This is a genomic window from Alkalihalobacillus sp. AL-G, from assembly GCF_030643805.1.
In the GTDB taxonomy this organism is placed as follows: domain Bacteria; phylum Bacillota; class Bacilli; order Bacillales; family Fictibacillaceae; genus Pseudalkalibacillus.
The window spans coordinates 4,011,819-4,038,633 of record NZ_CP094656.1 but is presented as its reverse complement, the minus strand read 5'-3'; the positions used below and the strand labels follow the sequence as shown (position 1 = coordinate 4,038,633).

19 protein-coding genes are annotated in these 26,815 nt (G+C 41.7%); 13 read left to right on the top strand and 6 right to left on the bottom strand.

The features are described 5' to 3' along the window. Positions 1-166: 166 nt before the first annotated feature. Positions 167-2,269, top strand: coding sequence for a choice-of-anchor J domain-containing protein (locus tag MOJ78_RS20275; RefSeq protein WP_304979131.1), 2,103 nt, complete (start codon positions 167-169; stop codon positions 2,267-2,269). Positions 2,270-2,616: 347 nt separating this feature from the next. Further along, entirely contained in the window at positions 2,617-4,440 is a 1,824-nt protein-coding gene (gene abc-f, locus MOJ78_RS20270; protein ID WP_304979130.1) for a ribosomal protection-like ABC-F family protein, read from the top strand. 175 nt (positions 4,441-4,615) lie between these two features. On the opposite strand, the gene MOJ78_RS20265 is transcribed toward abc-f, so the two are convergent. From MOJ78_RS20265 to MOJ78_RS20250, 5 genes are all read right to left on the bottom strand, one after another. After that, entirely contained in the window at positions 4,616-5,860 is a 1,245-nt protein-coding gene (locus MOJ78_RS20265; protein WP_304979129.1) for an ATP-binding protein, read from the bottom strand. Between the two features lie 136 nt (positions 5,861-5,996). After that, the gene (locus tag MOJ78_RS21000) at positions 5,997-6,080 is read right to left on the bottom strand and encodes a hypothetical protein (RefSeq protein ID WP_370529832.1); all 84 of its coding nucleotides are present in this window, start codon (positions 6,078-6,080) and stop codon (positions 5,997-5,999) included. 93 nt (positions 6,081-6,173) lie between these two features. After that, complete coding sequence (locus tag MOJ78_RS20995; protein ID WP_370529749.1) at positions 6,174-6,365, bottom strand: hypothetical protein; 192 nt, start codon at positions 6,363-6,365, stop codon at positions 6,174-6,176. A gap of 325 nt (positions 6,366-6,690) precedes the next feature. Further along, positions 6,691-8,217: an FAD-dependent oxidoreductase gene (locus MOJ78_RS20255; RefSeq protein ID WP_304979128.1), complete on the bottom strand. Its 1,527-nt coding sequence runs from the start codon at positions 8,215-8,217 to the stop codon at positions 6,691-6,693. 111 nt (positions 8,218-8,328) lie between these two features. Then, positions 8,329-9,186, bottom strand: a complete 858-nt coding sequence (locus tag MOJ78_RS20250) for a TetR/AcrR family transcriptional regulator (protein ID WP_304979127.1) — start codon at positions 9,184-9,186, stop codon at positions 8,329-8,331. Positions 9,187-9,417: 231 nt separating this feature from the next. Between MOJ78_RS20250 and MOJ78_RS20245 the strand changes: the two genes are divergently transcribed. The 5 genes from MOJ78_RS20245 (at position 9,418) to MOJ78_RS20225 (ending at position 20,169) form a co-directional block, all read left to right on the top strand. Further along, complete coding sequence (locus MOJ78_RS20245) at positions 9,418-12,555, top strand: efflux RND transporter permease subunit (RefSeq protein WP_304979126.1); 3,138 nt, start codon at positions 9,418-9,420, stop codon at positions 12,553-12,555. Positions 12,556-12,957: 402 nt separating this feature from the next. Next, complete coding sequence (locus MOJ78_RS20240) at positions 12,958-14,019, top strand: Delta(10) desaturase DesB (RefSeq protein ID WP_304979125.1); 1,062 nt, start codon at positions 12,958-12,960, stop codon at positions 14,017-14,019. Positions 14,020-14,459: 440 nt separating this feature from the next. After that, positions 14,460-16,868, top strand: a complete 2,409-nt coding sequence (locus MOJ78_RS20235) for a M14 family zinc carboxypeptidase (RefSeq protein WP_304979124.1) — start codon at positions 14,460-14,462, stop codon at positions 16,866-16,868. A 245-nt stretch (positions 16,869-17,113) separates the two neighbouring features. After that, on the top strand, positions 17,114-18,982 hold the full coding sequence (locus tag MOJ78_RS20230; protein WP_304979123.1) for a cation:proton antiporter: 1,869 nt from the start codon (positions 17,114-17,116) through the stop codon (positions 18,980-18,982). 245 nt (positions 18,983-19,227) lie between these two features. After that, the gene (locus tag MOJ78_RS20225) at positions 19,228-20,169 is read left to right on the top strand and encodes a hypothetical protein (RefSeq protein ID WP_304979122.1); all 942 of its coding nucleotides are present in this window, start codon (positions 19,228-19,230) and stop codon (positions 20,167-20,169) included. Between the two features lie 66 nt (positions 20,170-20,235). On the opposite strand, the gene hemF is transcribed toward MOJ78_RS20225, so the two are convergent. Beyond that, positions 20,236-21,168: an oxygen-dependent coproporphyrinogen oxidase gene (gene hemF / locus MOJ78_RS20220; RefSeq protein WP_304979121.1), complete on the bottom strand. Its 933-nt coding sequence runs from the start codon at positions 21,166-21,168 to the stop codon at positions 20,236-20,238. Between the two features lie 310 nt (positions 21,169-21,478). On the opposite strand from hemF, the gene MOJ78_RS20215 reads away from it, so the two are divergent. The 6 genes from MOJ78_RS20215 (at position 21,479) to MOJ78_RS20190 (ending at position 26,775) form a co-directional block, all read left to right on the top strand. Next, positions 21,479-22,255 carry a GDSL-type esterase/lipase family protein gene (locus MOJ78_RS20215; RefSeq protein ID WP_304979120.1) on the top strand — a complete coding sequence of 259 codons (777 nt, stop codon included), beginning with the start codon at positions 21,479-21,481 and terminating at the stop codon, positions 22,253-22,255. A gap of 428 nt (positions 22,256-22,683) precedes the next feature. Next, positions 22,684-23,595 carry a cytochrome aa3 quinol oxidase subunit II gene (gene qoxA / locus MOJ78_RS20210; RefSeq protein ID WP_304981319.1) on the top strand — a complete coding sequence of 304 codons (912 nt, stop codon included), beginning with the start codon at positions 22,684-22,686 and terminating at the stop codon, positions 23,593-23,595. Positions 23,596-23,618: 23 nt separating this feature from the next. Further along, on the top strand, positions 23,619-25,553 hold the full coding sequence (qoxB, locus tag MOJ78_RS20205) for a cytochrome aa3 quinol oxidase subunit I (protein ID WP_304979119.1): 1,935 nt from the start codon (positions 23,619-23,621) through the stop codon (positions 25,551-25,553). A 1-nt stretch (position 25,554) separates the two neighbouring features. Then, positions 25,555-26,160: a cytochrome aa3 quinol oxidase subunit III gene (gene qoxC, locus MOJ78_RS20200; RefSeq protein WP_304979118.1), complete on the top strand. Its 606-nt coding sequence runs from the start codon at positions 25,555-25,557 to the stop codon at positions 26,158-26,160. Position 26,161: 1 nt separating this feature from the next. Further along, complete coding sequence (gene qoxD / locus MOJ78_RS20195; RefSeq protein WP_304979117.1) at positions 26,162-26,524, top strand: cytochrome aa3 quinol oxidase subunit IV; 363 nt, start codon at positions 26,162-26,164, stop codon at positions 26,522-26,524. Positions 26,525-26,547: 23 nt separating this feature from the next. Beyond that, complete coding sequence (locus tag MOJ78_RS20190) at positions 26,548-26,775, top strand: cytochrome C oxidase subunit IV family protein (protein WP_304979116.1); 228 nt, start codon at positions 26,548-26,550, stop codon at positions 26,773-26,775. The last annotated feature ends 40 nt before the right edge of the window (positions 26,776-26,815 follow it).

Sequence of the window (26,815 nt, the reverse complement as noted above, 5' to 3'; positions counted from 1 at the left end):
CATTTAATGTATTTACTATATTAAAATCTACTCATATAAAAATAGCGAATCTTGTCGAATTGCAAATTCTGCCCTTATATCCATAGAAGTTTCCCCCTTATCAGAAAATTAAATATGTTATGATATTTTTGGTAAAACTATTAAACTTTTAAGGGGGAATTTACTAGTGAAAGGGAAATTCTTATCTGTACTTGCAACAGGATCTTTAGCTCTTTCATTGCTGGCACCTATTACGTCAGCACCATCAGAAGTTGAAGCGGCTACAACACCAAAATGGGATGTAGAACGCTATGGGGATCGAATTGATATTGATGCACAGCTAGAGCGTCTATCTGAAAGTGAAGATTTCCTAAAACAAGCGAAAGAGAAGATTAAGGAACAAGCTGAAAATATTAACTTCAACGAAACAAAAGCTGAAGAAAGTAATAATGCGGACAGCCAGTTTACTTTTAATGGCGGAACCAAGTCGTTTTTGGACCGTAATTTAGGTTTTCAGAAATATACGCTCCGTAGCGTCGGTGACAATGTTGAAATCTGGGTGGCAAATGATCTAAGCTTCCCTGAAGGAGATCCTCGACCGGCACACGTCGTAACACAGGAACAAGTGGACAAGCTTCGTGATGAGTTTGATTCGAACATTTATCCGAAAGCAACCGAGTTTTTTGGAAATCCAGACGTGCATACTGGAACCGAGGCTGTGCTTGAGGACTTAGGTATTGTTCCTGAGGGTTATTATACAGGCAGCGATAAGGTTATCATGCTCGTTAGCAATATTCCTGATGAAAACTACGAAGACCCGACGTATCCATTTTTCGTGGCGGGCTTCTATTGGAGTACATTGGAAATGTACATGGATCGTAACATTATCTCAATCGATACAAACAGCTGGGAGACACGTCTTGAGTCTACGTTCTTTGGGACGACAATCCATGAACTACAGCACTTGATCCATGATGATAATGACTCAGATGAAACGTCTTGGGTAAATGAAGGTATGTCAACGTTCTCTGAATATCTTGGCGGTTATGGTCATGATGCAGGTTCGATCAATTTCTATTTGGATCACCCTGAAAACTCATTGACTTCTTGGGATGAGCACGTTGATGCAACAACTGGACCAGAAACGATAGCAGACTATGGCCAGGTTTACTTGTTCCATCTCTATATGAACGACCGATTCGGACAGGAGTTTATCCGTGATTTAGCGAAAGAAGATTCAAACAGTATTACTGGTATTAACAATACACTAGCAGCACATGGCATTAACACTGATTTTACACAGCTTTATCAGGATTTCATGACGACGCTGGCAATTGATAGTGGTAAGAATGACTTCAAAAGCATCGATTTGCGTGAGCTTCCTGTCGACGATGAGGGAACAAAGCGTGGCATGACGGTCAATTATGAAAAAGCAAACACTTTTGAAAAAGAAGGTGTTCCTGCTTGGGGCGGGGACTTCAAAGAGCTTGATTTTGAAGAAAAAATCCGTAGCATCACGTTTGATGGAGTCGACTTTTTAGCAGTACCATGGGAATCTGTTCAAGATCCATTAGGTTCTGACAACGAGGTACTTTGGGGGAATGAAGGTCACGAAGCTGATAATGCCTTAATCTTTGAAGCAGATCTCTCTACCGTTGATACAGCAACATTACAGTTTGATAACTACATCGATATTGAAGAACAATGGGATTTCGGAGTTGTCCAAGTATCTACGGATGGCGGACAAACATGGACAAGCCTTGCAAACGAAAATACTCGCTCGGATGTAGTTGCAAATGGCTATCCGAAAATTAAAGAGAATCTACCAGGGTTTACAGGTCATTATGAAGACTGGCAACAAGAAACGTTCGATCTAAGTGAGTATGCTGGTCAAAAAGTCCACATTTCATTCCGATATTTAACTGACTGGGGCTATAATGATTCAGGTTGGTTTATCGATAACATTGAAATACCTGAAATCGGATACACGAATGATGGCAGTTCAACAGATTCGTTCCAATCTCTAAGCGAGCTTCTACAGGAGTATGTTGAATACACTGTTACATTCATTAATGAAAGAGAAGTTGGTAATAACAACGGTGCTAAATTAAAGCATAAGGTCGTTACCGTTGATCCATTCAATGTAACAGAAGAGGATGCACTTCAATTGCGTCAATTGTTCAAGAACGGTAAAAACTACATGATCACATCGTATGCAGCACCACAAGATAAAACAACACCAGTTGACTTCACATACGAAATCAAAACGAAAAAAGACAAGAAGAAATAAGGGATAACGTGGAGGGTGCAGACTAGTTTGCACCTTCCATTTTTTTACGATATGACATATAATAAACTGAGAACAACCTAAGGAGGTATCTAATTTAGAGATCATGAAGTCCTAACACTTTCTTTCGGTAATTTAAAACGAAAAAGTGGCTCTGCTTGTAGTCAGAGTGATAGGATAAGTGTGTCTAAATTAGATCAATAAGTTAAATTTTCTGCCCGTATACGTGTCTTTCCTATGGTGGACCTATTACGTGTAGACTATCCTTTCATCTGAAACGCAGGCAGCGGCCTGCGTTTTTTTGCTTATTAGAAGGTCTTTTATCAATGTATAAGAGATGGAGGGGTTCGATGTTATTGTTGAAAGCAGAGGATATTGCTATTGAAATAAAAGGGAATGTGCTGTTTGAAAATGCGTCTATCGAAGTTTGCGAAGGCGATCATATTGCGTTAATCGGTAAAAATGGCATCGGGAAAACAACGTTGATCAGTTGCTTGCTCGGAATAAAGCCGCTTACAAAAGGAACAATTAAAAACCGGATAAAACCCGAAGAATGGGGGTGGATGAAGCAGGAAGATTCACCCGATGAAAATGTGACAACACGTGAGTTTGTGGAGCTTGAGAACCTAAAACATTTTACTGCAAAGAAGGAGCTTGCCGCTGCTGAACGGCAGCTGAATACCAATCCGGACGATGAAAGAACGATTTCACTGTACAATAATTGTTTGCAGCGCTATTTGGACGTGGACGGCTATGAATGGGAAACTAAGGTTGAAAAATGTCTATTACAATTAAAGATTTCCTCAGAGCATTGGTCAATTCCATTTGAAAGTCTGAGCGGTGGACAAAAAACCCGGGCAAAGCTAGCCAGGGTACTCACAAATGACCCGAAAATTCTAGTGTTGGATGAACCGACCAACCATCTCGATGTTGAATCATTGGAATGGTTGGCAAACTGGCTCTCAAATTATAAAGGAGCGATATTATTCATTTCTCACGATCGATCTTTCATCGACGAAGTAGCGAAGATAACCTATGAACTGACAGAAAAAGGGACAACAAAATACAACGGTGGTTATTCGGATTACCGTAAACAAAAAGAACTTGAACAAAAAACACAGCTTGCCCTTTATCAAAAGCAGGAAACGGAAAAAAGAAAGCTCCTAGAATCCATTTCGAGCTACAAACAATGGTTTCAAAAAGCCCATAATGCAGCAAGTGAACGGGACCCGTTTGCGAAAAAGAAGGCAAACAAAAACATGACTCGCTCCAAAGCAAAGGAAATGGCTCTTGAGCGGCTAGAAAACAATCGAGTTGAAAAGCCGAAAGACGGGGCAAAGCTTAACGTGGAATTAGAGGGTCGCGATTTTTCAAGCCGTTCGATGGTAACCCTTTCGGAAGTCTCCTTTTCATTTTCAAACGAGTGGAAATTGTTCGATTCGGTTTCTTTTTCGATCGAACGAGGGGATCGTATTGCGGTTGTTGGGCGAAATGGCTCCGGGAAAACAACCTTGCTAAACTTACTAACTGGACAATTGACACCTGATCACGGAAGAGTTGCTCATCATCCAAAACTCCGTGTGGGGTATTTTATGCAGGAATTAGAAGGTCTTGACCCGAACTTTACGGTTCTTGATCAGGTATTGGCACTGCCGTCAATGACTCAATCCGAGGCACGAACGATTCTTGCCTGCTTCTTGTTTCGAGGGGATTCCGTTTATAAAAAAGTAGATGATTTAAGTATGGGGGAGAAGTGTCGTGTTGCGTTTGTGAAGCTTTATTTTTCAAATGCTAATTTGCTCGTTCTTGATGAGCCGACCAACTATCTCGATATTGGAACCCGGGAACGGATCGAGGATGCTTTGTCCTTGTATCCTGGAGCAGTAGTGACCGTCTCTCATGACCCATATATGCTCGAAAAGGTTGCGAATCGGGTATTTTTACTAGGGGAAGGTCCGTTTATGGATTACCGCGGTTCATATGCTGACTGGAAAAACCATAGGCGTATTTCAAGTGACGAGCAAAGGGTCCAAAACGAAAAGGAACGGCTACAGTTGCAGCTGACCAATTTGTTAACAGAGGAGGTATCCGATGATCAAAAGCTCCAAAATGAGTATCAGTTGAAATTAAAAGATTTGAATGCCCGAATTATCGAGCTTGAAAACGAAAAATGAATCGTCACGGATTGAAAATAAAAAAGCTAGCAACGAAGAGGTTGGTTGCTAGCTTTCTGTATGTTTTTACAGGTTAGGAAGAGAATTACCGACGTTGGAGAAAAGTTTACGTCCCAAGTATAAGTGCAACTAGGGCGATCGCCTACACTAAGGCTTGGCGCTAGCCAAGTTTACTTTATGCTGCAGGCAATAGGATTGTAAAAGTTGTTCCCTCTCCAACTTCAGATTCAATTCCAATTTTTCCAGCCATTCGTTTAATAATTTCAAAGCTGACCATAAGTCCGAGTCCCGTTCCTTTATCTTTTGTAGAGTAATATGGTGTGCCTAATTGTTTAAGCTGTTGCTTCGTAATACCAGAGCCGGTATCTCGAATTTTGATTTCGATATAATTGGATTTTTGTTCTGCGATTACTTCCAAAGTACCGCTGCCTTCCATCGCTTCAACCCCGTTTTTCATTAAATTGATAAGTACCTGTTGGATTTCGTTTTTATACCCTTTTACCTTTAAGGAATCCTCGATGGTTGTGGCGATTTCAATGTTATTGATCGTTGCATACGTTGAGATGACTTTTATGGAGTCATTGATCACTTTGGTGAAATCCAATTTTTCAAACGGGCTTTTTTGCGGTTTTGACAATGCTAAATATTCATTGATAATCGTTTGTGCGCGATCAAGTTCTTCGATGGAAATGGTGATGAAGGACTTGTCGGATACAGGGAGGTGTTCATTTCGACTTAATATTTGTAAGAATCCTCTGACGGTTGTCATTGGATTTCGCACTTCATGAGCAACGGATGCTGCAAGCTGACTGATTGCATTCATCTTTTCAATATGCTCGAGCTGGCGTTGCATCGTCAGCTGTTTCTTTATATTTTCAATCAGCGCTACAACAGAGAGTATTGTAATGAGTTTAATTATGGCGAGCAGGATTGTAAATGGAATTTGTTCTCCTTCTCCTTCTGAGAACAGAAAAACAAACCTTGAAATAGTGATGGCAAGAAAAAACAGTGAAATACATATATATTTATAGCGCTTGAAGTGTTGATATAACTTTTTCGACAATAAATTAAGTAGCAGTATAACCACAAGGTAATTAGCGAGCGTGAGCAAGAATTCATCGGAACCCAATACCGATGCATATACTAGCATGATCCCAACAAGTATAGTACCCGGAAAAATACCGCAGTAAATAAATGCTAGAATAATCGGGATGATACGAAGGTCATAAGAAAATCCGACGGCATATATCGCTGGAAATGTCATCGTTAAAAGCATAGAAACTGCTAGAGTTATAAAAAATTTCGATGTAACCTTTTTTCGGCTTATGTAGTCGTCTTCCCTAAGAAAAACATGATAAAAAAGCGTAGGGAAGAGTATGAACAGTACATTTACCAATATATCCTGAAAAATATCCCACATAGCAGAACTCCAATTGAAAATGTTTTTTATAATTAGTCTGTGTATAGTTTCTATGACGGAATGCAGTGGAAGGCTTATTAATAAATTACTTCGTTTAACATATAAAAAATCCTTTATTTAAGAGATATTTCCTGCTTTATTTTTTGAATTTCTGTGCAGCACCTAATCCTAGTGAAGCAGAAACTCCAAAGATGGTTGCGATGACAGCAACGACATGAATGGCTATCCCGATCGGCCCTTTCGCTCGCTCTCCTAAAATAGGATAAAGTGCAGCGCTCTGAGGCCAGGATACCCTTTTCTGAATTTATAATAATCAAGGGCAAGGGCAACGATCGCATAAATCGCCCATGCATGAAATCCTCAGTGTAGCTACGAATATTGAAGAGCGAGCTTGGCAGATTCGCCCGTCCCACCTTCGCCAAGAGGTGGGCTTGAAAAGTGTGAAATCGGCTCCGAGACTCCGAAAAAAAAGAAGGCCGATCCCCATTCCGGCACTGAACAGCATTGCAAACCAAGTCGGACGGCTAAATTCAGTCTATCGTCATCCTTCCCTAATCTGACCTTACCGTATTTGCTGAAGATCAAATAAAGTGCGAAGATCAAGAAAAAAGTTGCGGAAATCTGATAAAATCAACCGAAGCCTGTCATAAAAAAGGCTTGTGTATCACTCATTACAGTAATAAGATTCTTTGGCCAAACAGCTCCCCAAATTACAAAAATAATGGATATGATAATTGAAATCCAAAACACACTAGACACTTTTTTCACGAGAAAACCTTCAAATTTAAAGTTGGTAAGCGGAACTTATTCAGCGATGCGTGAACGACTTCTTAATTGAAGTTAATCTTCGTAAGCGGTTTTTCTGCTGGCCCTTCAATAACATCGCCGTCAACTGTGTACCTTGAACCGTGACAAGGGCAGTCCCACGTCCGATCACCGCCGTTCCATTCACACTCACATCCCATATGCGTACATGTTGTATCAACGATGTGAAGATTTCCACCCGTATCTTTGTAGGCACCGGCACGTTTTCCTTGGACTTTTACAACCGCAGCTTCATCATTGGTCAGCTCATCAACTTTTTTTTCGGCTGTTTGGACCTTACCGGCAATTAAGTGGCCAGCTACGTCTACGTTTTGTATCAAGAAGTTTTTCAAGCTAGGGTCAGCAATAAATCTGGATGGCGTGTATAGCTCTTTATATGGGTTTTGTTTTCTAAGTATTGTATCTGTTATAAGTCGGGCAGCAACTGCACTCGTTGTCATTCCCCATTTTTTATACCCCGTTGCAACAAAAATGTTTTCCTCTTTTGAACTCATTTGTCCGATATATGGGATCTTATCAAGTGTTACTAAGTCTTGGGTCGACCATCTATATGGGAATGATTTGATTCCGAGCACCTTGCTTCCCCAGTCTTGCAAAGCTTCGTAATGCTTCATCGTGTTGATTCCTTGACCGGTTTTATGGTTTTCTGCTCCAATTAAAATAAGTTTTCCACCATTGTAAGGGGTCGAACGTAAGGATCGGCTCGGGTTATCCACACTTAAGTACATTCCACCAGGGTATTCCTTATCGGCTTCAACCGCGACTACATAAGATCGTTCAGCATACATTCTCGCAAAATAAAAACCGCTATCATAAAAAGGGAAGTGAGAGCAAGAAACGACATAATTGCATGTAATACGGAACCCTTCTCTTGTGAGGACGATCGGTTTTGCGCCATTTTGAACGTCAACCGCTGTTGTATTTTCGAAAAACAACCCACCTGCTGCTTCAATCTCCTTAACCAAAGGAAGCAAATATTTGATAGGGTGAAATTGTGCTTGATCCTTCATCACAAGAGCGGATGTGGCTCCCGCATCGAAGGGGATTGAGGTTTTCGTTTCACCAGGGATTCCGAGCTTTTCGTATGCTTTCCATTCCTTTTCGATCTTGCGGTCATACTGCTCAGTCGTAGAATATAGGTACGCATCTTCCTTGCTGAGGTCACAATCAATACTTTTTTCGGAAACGATTTGCTTAATGAATTGCAACGCTTCATCATTGGATTGGTAATAAAGTTTTGCTTTCTCCACACCAACATGCTGAATCAATTCATCATAAATGAGGTCGTGCTGTGCGCTGATTTTTGCAGTTGTATGGCCGGTTGTTCCATTTAATATTTTTCCAGCATCGATCAACCCCACCTTTAAACCTTCCTTTGATAACAAATAAGCGGTAGTGATCCCGGAAATTCCAGCCCCGATGATAGCTACATCAACATTTTGATCTTCATTTACAGCATCGAAAGAAGGGAAGTCAATCCCATCTCTCCAGTATGGCTCTGGGTATTGAGGCATCTGATGTTGCTCTTTCATGAAAAGTCCTCCTTGTTATATGTATCTGTATATAATTTTTCCAAAAAGTGCAATTTCATGTATGAGAACATTAGAAAAAAGGGAAACACGATAGATCGCATTTCCCTCCGTTTACTCTTTAGTTATTTGAAAATATTCAATAATTCGGTTGGATAGAGATCCGAGTTCGGGGTGTGCGTTTAAGTTTGATAGCATTCCTTGTATAACGGGGATTCGTGCGTTTTCGCTTTCGATTTCTGACTTCAGTACGTCCAGCGTGACCAGTAAGTCTTCATTGTTTGTTTCACTCTTAACGTTCTCAATCTGCTCGATTAGTTCATCTGAATTTGTGTTTTCATTCTGAAATAGTGAGGCCCGTTGGATCATTTCCGGTGAAAAAATCGGTTGTTCCTTCGATTGTTTAAGACCAGTAACAAGATCATCTGCTCGATTTAGAATAAAGCCTGCAAGCTGACCGAGATTAAACTGGGCTCTATCAAATATGATCAATTCAAAATAGGAGTGGAAAATACCTTGTAAAATGAGTGATAAATCCCATAAGTACTCTTCGATCTCGGAGCCGTAGATCGCCTGGAGGCCCCGTTGATAAAATTGATGAGACTTACTCCGTTGACTCCGGATAAACCGTTCAATGTCTTTGTTAAACGGAACGGCCTGTTCTCTCATCTGCATAATGATGAATTCTCGCTGATTTTGAATCTCTTCAAACAAACTGGTCAATTGTTTTTGGAATTTATCTCTTGCGGGAAGTGATTCATGCTCAATTTTCTCAATCTTACTGAAAATTCGTTCCGTATAGTATTTTAAAATAGCAAGAAGCAACGAATCCTTTGACTTAAAGTGTAAGTAAAAGGCACCTTTCGAGATTCCGCTTTCACTCGCAATTTCCTGAATTGATGTTGAATTAAAACCTTTTGTGGCAAATAGCTTGATGGCTGCTTCAATGATCTGAATTTCCTTTTCTTTCATTTTCTAATCTCCTTATGAAAGATCTATTATTAGTATGGCGGATTCGTGAATTTTTTCATGTTCCTACTTAAGAATGGAAAAAACATACGTTAATCCATTGACTTATGACTGACTGGTCATTTATATTGTAAAGTGGAATGACTGGTTGGTCAAATGTATGTCCAACCACATCTTAACATGTAGTTCAATGCAAAGGCTACAAGCATTTTAATAGATAAAGGGAGAGGCTGTATGAACAGAATCATTAACTTTTCATTAAAAAATAAGTTTGCAGTATGGTTACTGACGATCATCATTACTGTGGCCGGTATTTATTCGGGGATGAATATGAAGCTTGAAACGATACCGAATATTACGACACCAATCGTAAGTGTATCGACGATCTACCCTGGGGCAACACCAGAGGAAGTAGCCGATCACGTAACAAAACCGATTGAAAAAAAGGTGCAAAATTTGAATGGAGTCAGCGTCATAAATTCTTCCTCTTTTCAAAACGTTTCAAATATCCAAATTCAATATAAATTTGATAAAAACATGGATGAGGCTGAATTAGAGGTAGAGGAGGCATTGTCCAATTTGACCTTGCCAGATAAAGTGAATGAACCGGATGTTTCTAGACTCAGCTTTAATGCGTTTCCGGTCATCTCATTAAGTATAGCCAACGAAAACGAATCCTTGGCTCAGCTTACAAAGCGTGTAGAGGAGGAAATCGCACCTGCACTTGAAGGACTTGAAGGCGTTGCGACTGTTCAAGTTTCAGGGCAACAAGTTGAAGAGGTTCAACTCAACTTTAATCAAGAAAAAATGGAAGAGTTTAATTTAGATCAAGAGACTGTTAAAAACCTGATTAAAGGTAATGATGTAACCTTTCCACTTGGATTGTATACGTTTAAGGATCAAGAGAAATCTGTTGTTGTTGATGGGAACATTACGACACTTGAGGATCTGAAATCACTTGAAATACCTGTAGTTCCAGCGCGTGGAAATGGTATCCCACAAGGGATATCACCATCCGAAAGCGGGGGGACACTTCCTCCTGCGGGACAAGGAAAAATACAAACTGAACAAAATTCCGTTATTCCTACTGTTCAGCTAAGTGAGATTGCTGAAATCGAATTGTTGGGGAAAGCGGAATCGATTTCACGTACAAATGGGCAGGAAGCAATCGGACTTCAAATCGTAAAAGCAGCTGATGCAAACACGGTGGATGTTGTCAATGCAGTGAAACAGCAAGCTGAAGAATTTGAGGCAGAGGAAGAAAGCTTAACGGTCATATCGACGTTTGACCAGGGTGAGCCGATTGAGGAATCGGTCAATACAATGCTAAGCAAAGCGTTATTTGGAGCACTCTTTGCTGTGATCATCATCCTGTTATTTTTAAGAAACCTTCGAACGACGTTAATATCCGTTATCTCAATTCCGTTATCGCTATTGATCGCTGTTCTTTTACTGAATCAGATGGATATCACCCTTAATATTATGACACTTGGAGCAATGACGGTTGCAATCGGACGTGTTGTTGATGATTCGATTGTAGTCGTTGAAAACATCTACCGCCGTATGTCTTTAAAAGACGAACAGCTTAAAGGAAAAGCGTTGGTTAGGGAAGCAACGAAAGAAATGTTTAAACCGATTATGTCCTCAACAATTGTAACAATCGCTGTGTTTTTACCATTAGCACTCGTAAAAGGTATGGTTGGGGAATTGTTCTTACCGTTCGCATTGACGATCGTCTTTGCTCTTCTTGCCTCATTACTCGTAGCCGTTACAATTGTACCGATGCTTGCACATGGCTTGTTTAAAAAAGGAGTGAAGCTGAAACATCAACATGATGAACAACATCCTGGGAAGTTAGCTGCCGGGTACGAACGAGTGCTCAGCTGGACACTTAATCATAAAATCATAACCTCGATTTTAGCGATTGCAATGTTTGTTGGAAGTCTTGCACTCATCCCTATCGTTGGTGTAAGCTTCTTATCTTCTGGGCAAGAAAAAATGGTGGTGGCCACGTATAACCCTGAACCAGGCCAAACACTTGAGGAAGTTAAGGCACAGGCCAAAAAAGCGGAAGACTATTTTATTGGTCGAGAAGGGGTAGAAACCGTTCAATTATCCATTGGCGGTGAAAACCCAATGAGCCCAGGTCAAACGAATCAAGCGCTTTTCTTTGTCGGATATGATGAAAATACCGAAAACTTTGCAGAGGAAAAAGATCAAGTCATCGAAGACCTTAAGAAAATATCTTCGACTGGTGAATGGGCCTCCCAGAGTTTTGGGGCAACAGGAAGCAGTAATAAAATTAAATTATTCGTCTATGGGGATAACCTCGAAGAGTTAAAGCCTGTCGTTGATGAACTCCAGCAGAAAATGGAGGAAGGAGATACGTTTAAAAAGGTAAGCTCAAGTATGTCCGAAACCTATGATGAGTACACATTAGTCGTCAATCATGAAAAACTGAGTGAGCTTGGACTAACAGCGGGTCAGATTGGTATGGCACTTAGTCCGAATAGGCAACAATCTGTTTTGACAACGATTGAGAAGGATGGAGAAGAACTCAATGTTCATGTAGGTGTTGGAGTAGAAACGTATAACAGCATTGATGATTTAATTGAACAGAAGGTCCAAACCCCGCTCGGTTCGGAAATTGCAATTAAAGACGTTGTTGAGGTTCAGGAAGGCAGTACATCAAATACCGTAACTCGACGTGATGGAAAAGTATACGTAGAAGTAAGTGGTGTTCCGTCTTCAGAAAATGTCGCAGAGGCATCCGCTATTCTTCAAGATCAAATAAATGAGGTGGACTTACCAGCAGGTGTCGAAGTTGACATTGGCGGTGTGACCGAGGATATCCAAGAATCCTTCACCCAGCTTGGAATAGCGATGCTTGCGGCAATCGCCATTGTCTATTTCGTTCTCGTGGTGACATTTGGTGGAGCACTTGCACCATTTGCAATTCTTTTCTCACTTCCATTCAGTGTAATTGGCGGTGTACTCGGGTTGCTCATTTCAGGTGAGACGTTGAGTATTTCTGCTATGATTGGTGCACTCATGTTAATCGGTATTGTCGTTACGAATGCAATTGTCTTAGTGGATCGAGTCATTCATAAGGAAGAGGAAGGGCTAGCAACCCGAGAAGCGTTGTTGGAAGCTGGTGCAACCCGACTTCGTCCGATATTGATGACGGCTCTTGCTACCATTGGTGCTTTACTTCCACTCGCATTAGGATTTGAAGAAAGTGGCTTCATTTCCAAAGGACTTGGAGTAACAGTTATTGGAGGATTAGCAAGCTCTACGCTGTTAACATTGATTATCGTACCAGTCGTCTATGAAATTTTAAGCAAGTTCCGCCGTAAAAAGAGTACGGAGTAATTTTTGAGGAATGATGGGATTACACCTAGGTCATTTGTTTGACTAAATTTGAATCATTGGAGCCAGACTCCTCTACAACACAACGGTTGTATGAGAGGTGCGTCTGGCTCTTTCTATTTTGCCGAAGCATTGGAAAGGGAATCTCAGGATATGGATGGTGGTGCACCGAGTTTGCACTATGATAATTATATGTCGATACTTTTAATTGACAAGCACTTAGTATGCTGATAGCGTTTAGTAATATGATTTGTTGATTAAAATTGTAATAAAATACATTTGGATTTCGAATATTAACTAAAAGATAGTTTTCAATATATTCGGTTTCAGGTAATGGGTGGAATAAAGGGTTGCGCCGCATATGGCCTTGACAGAATAGATGGAACAACAGAAGGGATGATTTTCATGAAAGATCTTCATTCATTTGGTTGGTATGCAGCGAGAATTGCTCCACATCTTCCAAAGAAAGCGTTTAAACCAGCACCAGCACGACTTTTAGGTGGACTAGCTTATTTACTTGTTACCATTGCAAGTTTCTTTACGATTATTTTCTTTGATTTAAACATCTGGTTAAACCTTTTAATTAGTATCATTTTAGGATCAAGCTTTGCGGGTATGGGTTTCTTAGGTCATGAAATCTTGCACGGAACCGTTGTAAGAAAGCCGTGGTTACGCGATTTACTTGGTGCGATAGCCTTTTGGCCATTAACCACAGGCCCGAGGCTTTGGAGAAAGTGGCACAACATGAACCATCACCTTCATACGCAAGATGAAGAGCATGATCCAGACGCATGGCCAAGTCTTCAGAAGTTTAAGAAAAGCCGCTTTCTAAAATGGATTTACAAGATTCCTTTCTTTATTCGTGCGGTTGCAGCGTTTGCTTTCTTAGCCGTAACGTTTACGCTGCATTCCATTCATATGTTCTGGACATATTTAAAGGATTTTAACCCGAAAAAGCGCCCAGCCGTATGGCTTGAAGCAGTATTACCATGGGCGACATGGCTTGGTTTACTTGCATGGATAGGCTTTGGAAAGTGGTTCTTTGCCTTTTTACTGCCGCTCTTGATCGCGAACTTTATTGTGATGTGCTATATTTCAACGAATCATCGTTTGAATCCGCTTGTCCCAGTGAACGATCCACTTGCAAACAGTCTGTCCGTAGTTACGCCAAAATGGGTTGATGTGCTTCACTTTAACTTCTCTTACCATACGGAACACCATTTGTTTCCTGGAATGAACCCGAAATATTATCCGATGGTGAAAAAGCATATTAAGCAGATGTGGCCAGAACGCTATCATGAAATGAACTTCGGACGTGCACTCATAGCACTGTTCAAAACGCCTCGTGTTTATTACGAAAACCATGAGCTTGGCGACCCGTATCGTGGAAGCTTATTCGGTTCACTCGGTAATGGACTCGATCCGAAAAATATAAAGGCACGAATCTTGAAACCAGAGAAAGAGTAGTATAGAGCTTAAAGCTGACCCGATTCGATTGTGGGTCAGCTTTTTTGTTGGTTTGATCCGCGAGTTGTAGCCGAATTTCCGTTTAAAGCCTAGTTTGACGTGTTCATAGAGCACGAATGACACTGTGGAAATGTGGAAAGTGCCGTATGACGTGTTCATATATCACAAATGACCTCGTTCCTAAGCAAAAAGGTTGATTTGCATTAGAAAATCTCCATTATAAAAGGCTTTTTGACGGAAGGTTCAGTGTTTAAATGTGTATTTAGGACCGTAATTCCCCCAAAGCCCTCAGGTAAATTCCCCCTTTTTATAAATAGATCCTCTAGTCCAAAAGCCACAACCAATAATCAGGATAAATTGTTTATACAATTATATGAATAAATATACTACACTAGTAAATGTAGGTTGAAATTTTTACATATACACAAGGGAGGAACGTAATGAATCATAAATTAATCTCTGGAATTGCAGCACTTAGTTTACTAGTTGCACCGTTCACGGCCGTTGCAGATACACCGAAGTGGCACAATGTCAATGTGAACGAAACCCTCCAAGAGGAGGATGGGAGTCTATTCAACAGTGAAAACTATGACTTTGTAAAGTATTCAAAGGTGGATAACTACCTACAAAACATTGATGCACAAAGCAACCGGATTACAATCGAAACTCCTGCTGAATCTTCACAAGGACACGACTTATTCGTCGTAACCATTTCCGAGCCATCCGCTAAAGGCAAGTATGGCTATTATAAGGGACTCCGAAAAAAGATGTTCAAAAATCCGAACAAAGCTGAATCCTTCATCGAAAAGCATCCTGATTTTAAAGTACCTGTTATGATCAATGCCTCAATTCATGGAACTGAATTTTCTGGATCCGATGCAGCACTCCAATTAATCCAACGTTTTGCGACTGCTGATGACGAAAAGACGAAACAAATTCTTGAAGATCACATTTTAATCTTCAATGTTGTCGCCAACCCAGATGGTCGTATCGATGCTACTAGATTCAATGGAAATGGCATCGACCTCAACCGAGATTTTATAACTCAGTCTCAACCCGAAACAAGGCATACAGTAGAGTTGATTACAGAGTGGAATCCGATGGTACTCCTCGATCTCCATGGATATGTACAATCATACGGCGGGCCAGACCATCCAGGCTTGATCGAGCCATGTACACCACCACATAATCCCAACTACGAATATGATCTTTACTCTAAGTGGGCAATGGATCAAGCCGAAGCGATGGAAGACAATATTGTCGAACATCGTGAACAATACGAAAATACGAATACATCCAATGTCGACTATCAAAATATGACAGGGACGTATATTCCTCTGCGTGATGATGCATGGGGCTGGGACGATTATCCTCCGATTTTCACGCCTATGTATGCGATGTATCATGGTGCATATGGATACACGCTTGAGACACCGACTAACGATTGGGACGGTGTAAAATGGCACTATGATGCCGTTATGGGTGCATTGGAATTTTCCAGTGAACACAAAACGGAAATGATCAAGGATCAGATTAACATGTTCAAACGAGGGATCCAGTTCGACCATCCATATCACGAGGAAGGCTTTTTCCCTAAGGCTTATATTTTACCTGTAGATGAAACCGATCCGACTTCGACTGAAAAAGCAGTGGAGCATCTTATGTTCAATGATGTTGATGTCTCGAGAGCGAAAAAGTCATTTGAATATGATGGACAAACCTATCCAGCTGGGACGTACATTGTTGACATGAGTCAGGCGAAAGCTGGGCTTGCGAACACAATGCTCTGGGACGGAGAGGATATTACTGATATCACACCAGCGATGTACGATATTTCAGCTTGGAACCTGCCCGAACTATGGGGATTTGAAGCAATTGAAGTAGAAGCCGACAGTAATTTCAATCTGAAAATGTTCGGTGTGAAAAAAGTGACAACCGATGATGGTGAATTGGTTGGAAATGGGCCATATGTCATCCCTGATTCATCCGTTAAAGCTGTAAATCTTGCGAACACACTAATAGAAAACGGATATGAAGTAAGCCGCGGTGAAAATGGGGAATTTGTGGTCTATGCTGAATCGTCTGCAGATTTGAAAAAAACCATAAAGGATTCAGGCATCATCGTAAAAACAGAAGAAACGCAGGGTGAAACCGCATCGTTATCAGAACAGAATATCACCATCTTAAGAGATGGCGGAATATACAAAGGGCAATCTCATTCGGGAACGTTGTTGGCGTTAGAACGACTTGGCTTCAATGTTGAGGAGATCACGCCACAACAACTTGCAGAAGAGGGTCTTGGTGACACGGATGTATTTATATACAGCGGTACATCGCGATTGATTTCCTATGATCTTTCACGTGCCAATGCTGAATTCGGTCTCGAATCTGCAGAACAATACAACGCGCTGAAACAAAACCTACAAGCCTTTGTTGAAGGCGGAGGGAAATATATTGCTGTCGGAGCCGGTGCCTCAGATGCGACTAAGCAGCTAGGTATAACGGATGTGACCGTTAATAAAGGAGGCTACAGCAGCAACGGAATCGTCAAGGTGAATTATGATTCTGAGTCTCTTTTGACTGCAGGGTATGAAGCAACGGATTTCGGATTTGTGTACAGACCTGTTTGGTACACGAATACAGACGATATGACTGTTCATGCATCGTTCATAAACGATGAAAGCTTCTTTATGGCGGGTCACTGGGAGAACCGTTCCGCGGCACAAGGTAAACCGGTCATCGTAAAAGAAAAGGATGAGGATGTGACCTTAATCGGGCTTGAAGCAGGATTCCGTGATCACACCGACTACCTTTACCGTCTACTCTCTAATACCATTTTTACCGACTGAATCTAACTGAATAATATACTGAAAAAAGACTGGCTCACAGTGCTGTATTCTTGTTGCTCAAGGATCTTAAGGGATCTGAACAATAGTAATAAGGTACTGGTTAGAGTCAGTCTCTTTTTTTGTTGAAAACTATGAATAGGTTATGAGCTTTACCTGAAAACTAAGTAAGTATATTTGTTATGTTCTAATCCAATGCTGTATATAGTTTAGGGAAACTTTTTAAAACCCGATTAAAGGAGAAGTGCATGTTCGATTCTGTTTTATTCACCATCATGTTAATTGTCGCACTCGGTATTGGCTCCCAATGGCTTTCGTGGCGTTTTGGGATGCCTGCAATCGTTATTATGACTGTTTCAGGATTAATTGCAGGTCCATTACTCGGGTTCATTAACCCTGCAGAGGATTTTGGCAATATATTTAATACAGTGGTCTCTGCTGCTGTTGCAATCATTTTATTTGAGGGCAGCTTAAATCTTGATTATCGAGAAATTAAAGGCCTCGGGCGGCCGATCGTACGAATTGTTACGTTTGGTGCACTGATAGCCTGGATCCTTGGATCGCTGGCAGCCCATTATTTGGCGGGACTTTCATGGGCGGTCTCTTCCGTTATTGGCGGTCTCTTTATCGTGACTGGTCCAACTGTAATTCTTCCACTACTTAGACAGGCAAAGCTAAAGCCAAGGCCAGCTGCTATTTTAAAATGGGAAGGGATTATTGTTGATCCGCTTGGGGCATTGCTGGCAGTATTTACGTTTGAAATCATAAAATTTTTACTAGTCCAAGAAGTAACGATAATCGCACTTCTTATGTTCTTTGCAGCCTCCATTTTTGCGGGGTTTTTAGGCTGGGCATGCGGCCGGATTGCAGGCTGGATGATGGAAAAGGGGCATGTGCCAGAGTTCCTTAAGTCACCGATTGTGTTCGCGTTCGTCCTCACATGTTTTACTCTTTCGGATGAACTCATGCACGAAACAGGGCTTCTGGCAGTAACAGCAATGGGGATTACGATGGCCAATATGCATATTTCCTCGATCGACGATATGCGTCATTTCAAGGAAAATATGTCAGTCATGCTTATTTCAGCCGTTTTCGTTATGCTTACGGCTTCCTTATCATGGGATACATTATTTCAAGTCTTCAACTGGCAGATAGGTGGTTACGTATTAGCGATGATGTTCCTCGTCCGGCCGTTATCGATTTTCTTATCGACGATTGGAACAGATCTTTCTTGGCAGGAAAAAACACTTCTCGGATGGATTGCACCACGAGGTATCGTCGCATTGACAGTGTCTGGATACTTTGCAGGTTCACTTCTTGATGCAGGCTATGAAGATGCCGGTATTTTAACCTCGTTAACCTTGGCACTTGTGGTTGCAACTGTATGTGCACATGGGTTCTCGATTCGTGGTGTTGCCGGTAAACTCGGATTAGCAGTTGACGATCAGCCTGGTGTCCTTATAGTTGGAGGCAGCAGCTTTAGTGCAAAATTTGGGGAAGTGCTGAGGGACTTGAAGATTCCAGTCCTCATTACCGATTCATCATGGGATCGGCTCGTGGTTGCCAGGAATTTAGGAGTGCCGTATCACCGAGGAGAAATCTTATCCGACCAAACTGACTATCAACTTGACCTGACACCCTATGATTATTTGCTCGCTTCAACTGATATCGACTCTTATAACGCTCTCGTTTGTACAACATTTGTTCCATCTTTCGGGCGTATGGATGTCTATCAATTAAGCTTGCATAATCAGCTTGTTGATAACATTCAAGGCTTGGACCCGACGGTTGGTGGAAATATCATCTTCCATGACGGTGCAACTTGGGAGGTGCTGAATAAGAAGGTGGAAAGTGGATTCGTGTTCCGAAAAACAACGCTCTCTGAACTATATCCTTTTGATCAATATGTTCGTGAACGGGCACCTGATGCAGAGCTTCTTTTCATTTACAGATCTTCGGGAAAGCTGGAATTTTTCACAGAAGAAAACGATATACGAGGGGAAGTAGGGGATATTGTTGTCAGTCTTGGCCCACCTAATAAGGGTCAGGATCGCGTTCAAGAGAAATTCAAAAGCTTATCGAATGAACAATTGAAAAGCAATGGTAAAGTGAATTAACTGTAATCTGGAGTCCTGCCACCCGAGCTATAAGTACGCTTCGGAATGCAGGGCTCTTTTTTATGCTGAAAAGTAGCTTTTTATTGGAGAAGTATGATCCCTTCAGGCAGAAAAAACGCAGATCGAGGTCATCATAAAGCTGTGGGCAGTAAGCCCCCTGCCTTAATCATAGACCTTATTGCTTTGCTTTGATGAGAAAAAAGAGGGTTTTTTCAAAACGATTAAGAATGATTAGGGGAGGGGAAGTGATTTTAATTTTAAAGGTATTCCAAAAGATTGTGTTGATGATCTGCAGTTTATTAATGATATTGATTATACCAGCAACGGCTTTCTTACTGGCGATTCAGCAAAGCATTCTAAAGCCATATCATACACTGGATTATGTCGAAAATAGTGGGATTTATGAAGAGCTTCAACAAACAATACCAGAAACGATTAAACAAGACCAATCTTTTCAAAAGGTTCAATCCGATCCAGGAATAAGCGATGTCGTCGATCAGGTACTAGCTGAACAAATAAACGTTGAACGAATTTCAGTAGTCGTGGATTTCATACATAATGAGCTATGGGACTATGTTGTTGGAAAAGACGAGGTGCTGGATAAACTGGAAATCTCAGACATTCGCTCAGCGATTCTTGTCGAGGCACGAACGAGCGAAATACTGGCTGATGATACAATTTACTCTGAAAAATTCGTCTCCGCTATTGATTGGGCGGCGTTTTATAAGCTTGACCAGAAAAAAATGGACACAGCGCAAACCTACTACAACCGGTTGATCTCAATCATCATTTGGAATGGGATTGTCCTTGTGATTTTAATTGGACTCAGTTTTTTAGTAACGTCAAATTCTAGGTTCGTGTTAAAAATGCTGTCCTCAGTGTGCTTCATTTCATTCGGGATTCTGTTTGTCCTATTGATTGCGGTTGAACTTATTGGTGTAAGTAGATTGACTGGCATTTTCGATTTTCCTCAGCAATTTTCTGGACTCGAGGATAATTTGATAGGGGTTATACATACCGCATTCATCGATTTTGTTTCAAAGCTTATCGCTTTTACAGGCGTGGTTTTATTAGCAGGCTATGGACTATTCCTCTGCTACTATCGTCTTGAATCGAAAGGGAAAGCAGATATAAAGAAACAAAGAGTAGAAATAGAAATGACAACTAAAAGTGAATTAAGTCTGTAACTCTATCGGAGAGAGCAAATGAAACATCGGCCCTCTCCTTCTAAATGTACTTCTTGAAGTTTGATTCTAAAAATTAATCCAGTCTATATTTTTCCTCAACAGGCTGGAGGTTATAGCTTCATTGCTATCGGGTTCTGGTTGATAATTATAAAGCCATGAAACCTCTGGAGGTAAACTCATGAAGATGGATTCAATTCTTCCACCAGAATCCAACCCGAATTTTGTTCCTTTGTCATAGACAAGATTGAACTCAACATATCTCCCTCTTCGGACTTTTTGCCATGTCTGTTCTAGATCCTCATAAGGAAGGTTTCTATTTTCATTGATGATGGACGTGTAGATCGGCACAAAGGATTTTCCAATCTCTTCGACAAATGCGAATCGTTCTTCTAAAGTAATCTCATCATCGCTCCCAAGTCGATCGAAAAATATTCCGCCAACTCCACGTGTTTCGTTTCTGTGTTTTATATAAAAATAGTCATCTGCCCACTTTTTAAACGCTGGGTAATAGGAATGATGGTGTCGGTCACAAATAGATTTCAAGTTAGAATGAAACTGTTTTGTTTGATTGACATCAATGTAAATAGGTGTTAAGTCAATCCCACCACCAAACCATTTTTCCCCGCTAGAAACTTCAAAATAGCGTACATTCATATGGATAATAGGGATCATAGGGCTAATCGGATGCATGATGACCGATACACCGGTGGCGAAAAAATCATTGCCGCGGCTGACTTTTAGACCGTCAGCAATCTGATCCGAAAGAGGTCCATACACTTCAGAAAAATTAACGCCACCCTTTTCGATGATGTTTCCGTTTTGAAGAATGCGGGTCCTGCCTCCACCACCTTCGTCACGGCCCCAAAGCTCCTCTTTAAAAGCTCCCTGACCATCACAATGCTCGAGTTCTGTACAGATTTCATCCTGTAAATTTCGAAAGGAATCGCTTATGTAGGTTCGATTAATATCAATTGGCTTTACACTTTTAAGGATACCCATATTATGAACTGGCCTTTATTTTTTCCTAGACCAGCTACTCCCCCTCGCATCATTTAGTTATAAAGTTTGAAAATTCGACAATAAAGTGATGATTCCATCAGGAAATCACTTCCATGTTTCAAAGGATACATCATGTTCAGAATTTTGTAAATTATTGATAATAGGTACTACGATGTGAATTTACATAGAGCATCAATCGACATAAGTTTTTATAAAAAAATTAGGCAATAAGGCTTATTTCGACAGACCTAAACGCGTTTCCACCTTATAATAAAAGCAATCTATAAATGAAAGGGAGAAAGAGATGAAAATGAAAAAGCTATGGGTGGTTTTGACTGCGTTTTTTTTAGTTATGGCTTTGCTAAGTCCAGGGGCATATGCGAAAAGTGATCATGCGAAGAAATCGTTAGTTGCATTAGGTGATTCGATTACATATGGGTCAGGGCTAGGGGTTAACGGGAAGGATCCGAATAAGCAAGCCTTTCCACATTTAATTGGAGATGCAATGGATCTCAGGGTTCGAAATCTGGGTGTTCCGGGTATGACATCTGGGGAACTTTTGGAAGCAGTAAAATCTGACAAAACATACCGGGATGCAATTCGCCATGCAGACTATATAACATTGAACATCGGTGGGAATGACTTGTTGAATGTATTGAAGGCAGCTAATTACAATCCGAGTGGCATTGACCCTTTGTTGTTACAAGCTGCAATTGGTTCGATGACAAGAAACCTCAATCAAACGATTATCGAGATTCGCAGTCTTTCGGATGCTCCGGTTGCTGTTTATAACATTTATAACCCGATAAAATCACAAGCAATTAATACTTACAAGTATGTACACGTATTATTTTCAGTTGGTAACGAACTATTTGGAGTCAATGGTATCAACACCTATATTCATGATGTAGTGGTTGCAAATCACTGGGCGTTTGGGGATGTGTATTTTGCAGATGCTTTCGGTCGATTTGCTGGGTTAGTTAACTCCGGTGCAACCCCTCTTTTACCAGGAGACAATGTCCACCCGAATCAAATGGGGCATCAGGAACTTGCCAAGGCAGGCATCACGGCCTTTGACTTAGATTAACTCAAAAAATCAAAACAAATAAAGGAAGGCTGATCCAGCATCTCTATGCAGATGCGGATCAGCCTTTTTGCACTGTTGATCCAATTAATCTCCTATTATGTCCCTCGAGGTGTCGTCTGTACACTTTTCAGACGTTATAGTGGCCGAAATATCCAAAACCCCTCTCAAACGAGTCAATCCTTCTCTACTCCATGTGCACTTTTCATTGATTTGAACATTTAATGGCGAACTTGTTGCGAAATTATGAGCAAACGGTGATAATCCGTTGACACTTGTTCAGATGCGGTTCCGAACAGTTTATCGTTTGCTACGATATGGGTAAAGGGGTAGTGAACCCTCTAGAATGACCAGCTTTTATTTACTGACACAAATTGAATTTTAAATAGAAAGGAGCGTCGCATCCTGTGAAACTTAAGAAGATACACTTTATGAAATGGCTAAGTTTGCTCCCACTTGGCCTGATATTATTTTTAAGCGGTTGTAGTGAACTGGCCGTGCTCGATCCGAAAGGACCAGTTGCACGTAGTCAGAAAGATTTGATCATGTTCTCAATCATTTTCATGCTGCTGATCATTGTCGTCATATTCGGCTTGTTTACTTACATGGTCGTGAAATACAGGGACCGACCTGGAAGGGGAAACAAGGACTATGATCCGAATATACACGGAAATACGAAACTTGAAGTTGTTTGGACAATCATCCCGCTTATCATCATCATTGTTTTGTCGGTACCGAATGTTCAAACCCTTTTTGAGTTGGAAAAACCTCCGGAAAAAGCCAGTGATAAAGAACCGCTTGTCATTTATGCGACATCGGCAGATTGGAAATGGTTCTTCAGTTACCCGGAGCAGGATATTGAAACCGTCAACTATTTGCACATTCCGACAGACCGTGCCATTGAATTCCGAATGTCCTCCGCCGATTCGATGCAGGCGCTCTGGATTCCGGTACTCGGCGGGCAGAAGTACACGATGGCGGGTATGGAGACGAAACTTTACCTTCAGGCGGATGAACCCGGCGTTTATAAGGGCCGTAATGCCAACTTCAATGGGGAAGGTTTTACGAAGCAAACGTTTGAAGTCTATGCCGAGAGTGACGAAACATTCTCTGAATGGGTAAAAGAAACGCAAAACAACGCTCCTGATTTAACCCAAGATAAGTATAATGAACTTTTAAAGCCTGGACTGCTCAATGAAATGACGTTTTCGTCCACGCATTTACAATGGGTGCATCATGGCATGATGGAAGGGCGAGATTATGCAATCAAACGACATAGAGACGAATACAAAGAGCTTTTGCATTTAGAAAATGGAAAAGGAACGGGACACCATGATAAGTAATCAGGGAAAGCGGGTGAAACTGCATGCAATGGGATGAATTTTTTGTAACCGGCGAGCCGTTGATCTATGGAGCGATGGTCTCGATTGCACTCGTATCCGCTGCGATCATGTTCACTTTGTTCTATTTTAAAAAGTGGGGATGGTTGTGGCGTGAATGGTTGACGACGGTAGATCATAAAAGAATTGGCATCATGTATATAATCAGTGCGTTAGCTATGTTGTTCCGCGGTGGTATGGACGCCTTGATGCTGCGGACACAACTGGCATTCCCAGATATGAATTTCTTGAGCGCACAACATTATGACGAAATATTCACAACACACGGTACGATCATGATCATCTTTATGGCGATGCCTTTCTTGATCGGATTGATGAACATCGTCGTACCGTTGCAAATCGGCGCGCGGGATGTAGCGTTTCCGTATTTGAACGCGTTAAGCTTCTGGTCGTTCTTTTTCGGAGCGATGTTATTTAATATTTCATTCGTTATCGGCGGTTCACCTGATGCGGGTTGGACCAGTTACACACCGCTCGCAGGTGCAGCTATGAATCCTGGCCCAGGTCAGAACTTTTACTTGCTAGGCTTACAGCTTTCAGGGATAGGGACATTGGCAACAGGGATCAACTTTATGGTGACGATCATCAAAATGCGTGCACCAGGCATGAAGATGTTCCAGATGCCGATTTTCAGTTGGTCGACATTGGTCACATCATTCATCATCGTTTTTGCGTTTCCGATTTTGACGGTTGCTCTGGCGTTGATGACAATTGACCGGATCTTCGGCTCCCAGTTCTTTACGTTGACAGGTGAAGGGATGCCGATGATGTGGGTAAACTTATTCTGGATGTGGGGTCACCCGGAAGTCTATATCGTCGTTTTGCCGGCCTTCGGTATCTTTTCGGAAATCATTTCGACATTCGCCCGAAAGCAGCTTTTCGGCTACAAGGCGATGGTCTTGTCGATGATCGTCATTGCGGGACTGAGCTTCCTAGTCTGGGTCCATCACTTTTTTACGATGGGTATGGGCGCATTCGTCAACTCGGTATTCTCGATATCGACAATGCTGATTGCCGTTCCGACAGGGGTTAAGATATTCAACTGGTTAGGTACCCTGCACAAAGGACGAATTCAATTAACGACTCCGATGCTTTGGTCGCTTGCTTTCATCCCTAGCTTTGTTATCGGTGGGGTGACTGGTGTCATGTTAGGTATGGCAGCAGCGGATTACCAGTTTCACAATTCGTATTTCTTGGTTGCTCACTTCCATTACGTCCTGATTTCTGGTACCGTATTCGCTTGTTTTGCCGGCCTCGTTTATTGGTATCCGAAAATGTTCGGTCATAAGCTTAATGAAAAACTCGGTAAGTTGAGCCTCTGGTTCTTTGTCATCGGTTTTCACGTATGCTTCTTCCCGCAGTATTTCGTCGGACTAGATGGTATGCCGCGCAGGGTGTTCACTATCATGCCAGAATGGATGCCGCTTAATGTCATTTCGACGGTTGGCGCATTCGGAATGGGTGCTGGATTTGCTATCTTCGTCTACAGCATCTACTACAGCCTAAGGTATAACGAACGTGAAAAAACTGGTGACTCTTGGGATGGTCGGACGCTCGAATGGGCAACACCAACACCAGTACCGTTCTATAATTTTGCGACCGTACCGAAAGTTGATGGACCCGATGCATTTTTGGCAATGAAGGAAAAAGGGGAAACGACCTTTGAAGAGGAAAAGTTGGAGCCGATTCATATGCCGAGCAGTACAGGACAGCCAATAATTATGATGTCCTTCATGTTTATCGCCAGTTTCGGACTTGTTTTTGAGTGGATATGGATGGCTGTTGCTGGTCTTATTGCGGGTATTATCATGATGGCTATTCGCTCATTCGATTATGATGACGGTTTTTACGTTAAAGTCGATGAAATCAAGCGTACCGAGCGCAAAGTGAGGGGGCTGTGATATGAGTGCACATGAATTGAAATCTGGTCCATTGGAATATCGAACATCGCAAGGACGAATGAACATTCTTGGATTCTGGATCTTTCTCGCTGCAGAAATAGTGCTGTTTTCAACACTGTTTGCCACGTATGCCGTGTTGTTCGGCAGGACAGCAGATGCACCATTACCTGGCGAGCTGTTTGAAATCAAGACAGTGCTCATCATGACGTTCCTTCTGCTTGTAAGTAGCTTCACGTGCGGAGTAGCCGTCAATGAAATGCGCAGGGGCTCTGTGAAAGGCCTCATTACGTGGCTGATCATCACACTCGCCTTGGGGCTCGGATTCCTCGGCTTTGAAATCTATGAGTTCGCACATTACACACATGAAGGGGCAACGCTACAGTCCAGCGCCTTCTGGTCCGCGTTTTTCGTACTGACAGGAACCCACGGTCTGCACGTAACACTCGGGATTGGCTGGGCAATTCTCTTGTTGATCCAGCTTGTAAAAAGAGGGCTTACACCTGTGACGAGTCAGAAAGTCTTCATCATCAGCTTGTATTGGCACTTTTTAGACGTCATTTGGATTTTCATCTTTACTAGCGTCTATTTGATCGGGATGGTGGTTTAACATGGCAGGACAACCAAAACGTTTACCAGTCAAGCATGTCATAGGCTTTATTTTATCGATTGCATTGACGTTGCTGGCAATTTGGGCAGCGTTCGAATCTGGTTTGTCGACAAAGTGGATCATCGTTTCGATCATGGTGTTGGCAGTCATTCAGGCAGGAATCCAGCTGTTCATGTTTATGCACATGACAGAATCAGAAAGCCGGAATGGACACGTACCTTGGAACATGATCTTTCACGGATTGGTTTTAGCAGCGATCGTCGTCGCTGGCTCCTTGTTCACGATGTACTCTGGGCATGGTTCCGGAGATCATGGCGGCGATCAGCAGCATGAACAAAAGCATGGCGGACATAATCAACACTAGTAAAACAGGAATGGTGATGTGATATGATGCAAAACAACAATTTTAATAAGAAGCACGCAGATGGGTACGAAAGCTTGCCGTGGAAGCATGTAGTCGGTTTCGTGTTATCGGTTATATTGTCGGCATTTTCACTTTGGACGGTGTTCTATACAGGGCATTCGATGAAACTCCTTTTTGTACTGATTTCAGTCGTAGCCTTTTCACAAGCAATACTGAATTTGTTTCATATCAACGCACCTCACCGGACCTGAGGAATAAAAAAGCTCCTTTCCGATTTAGGAAAGGAGCTTT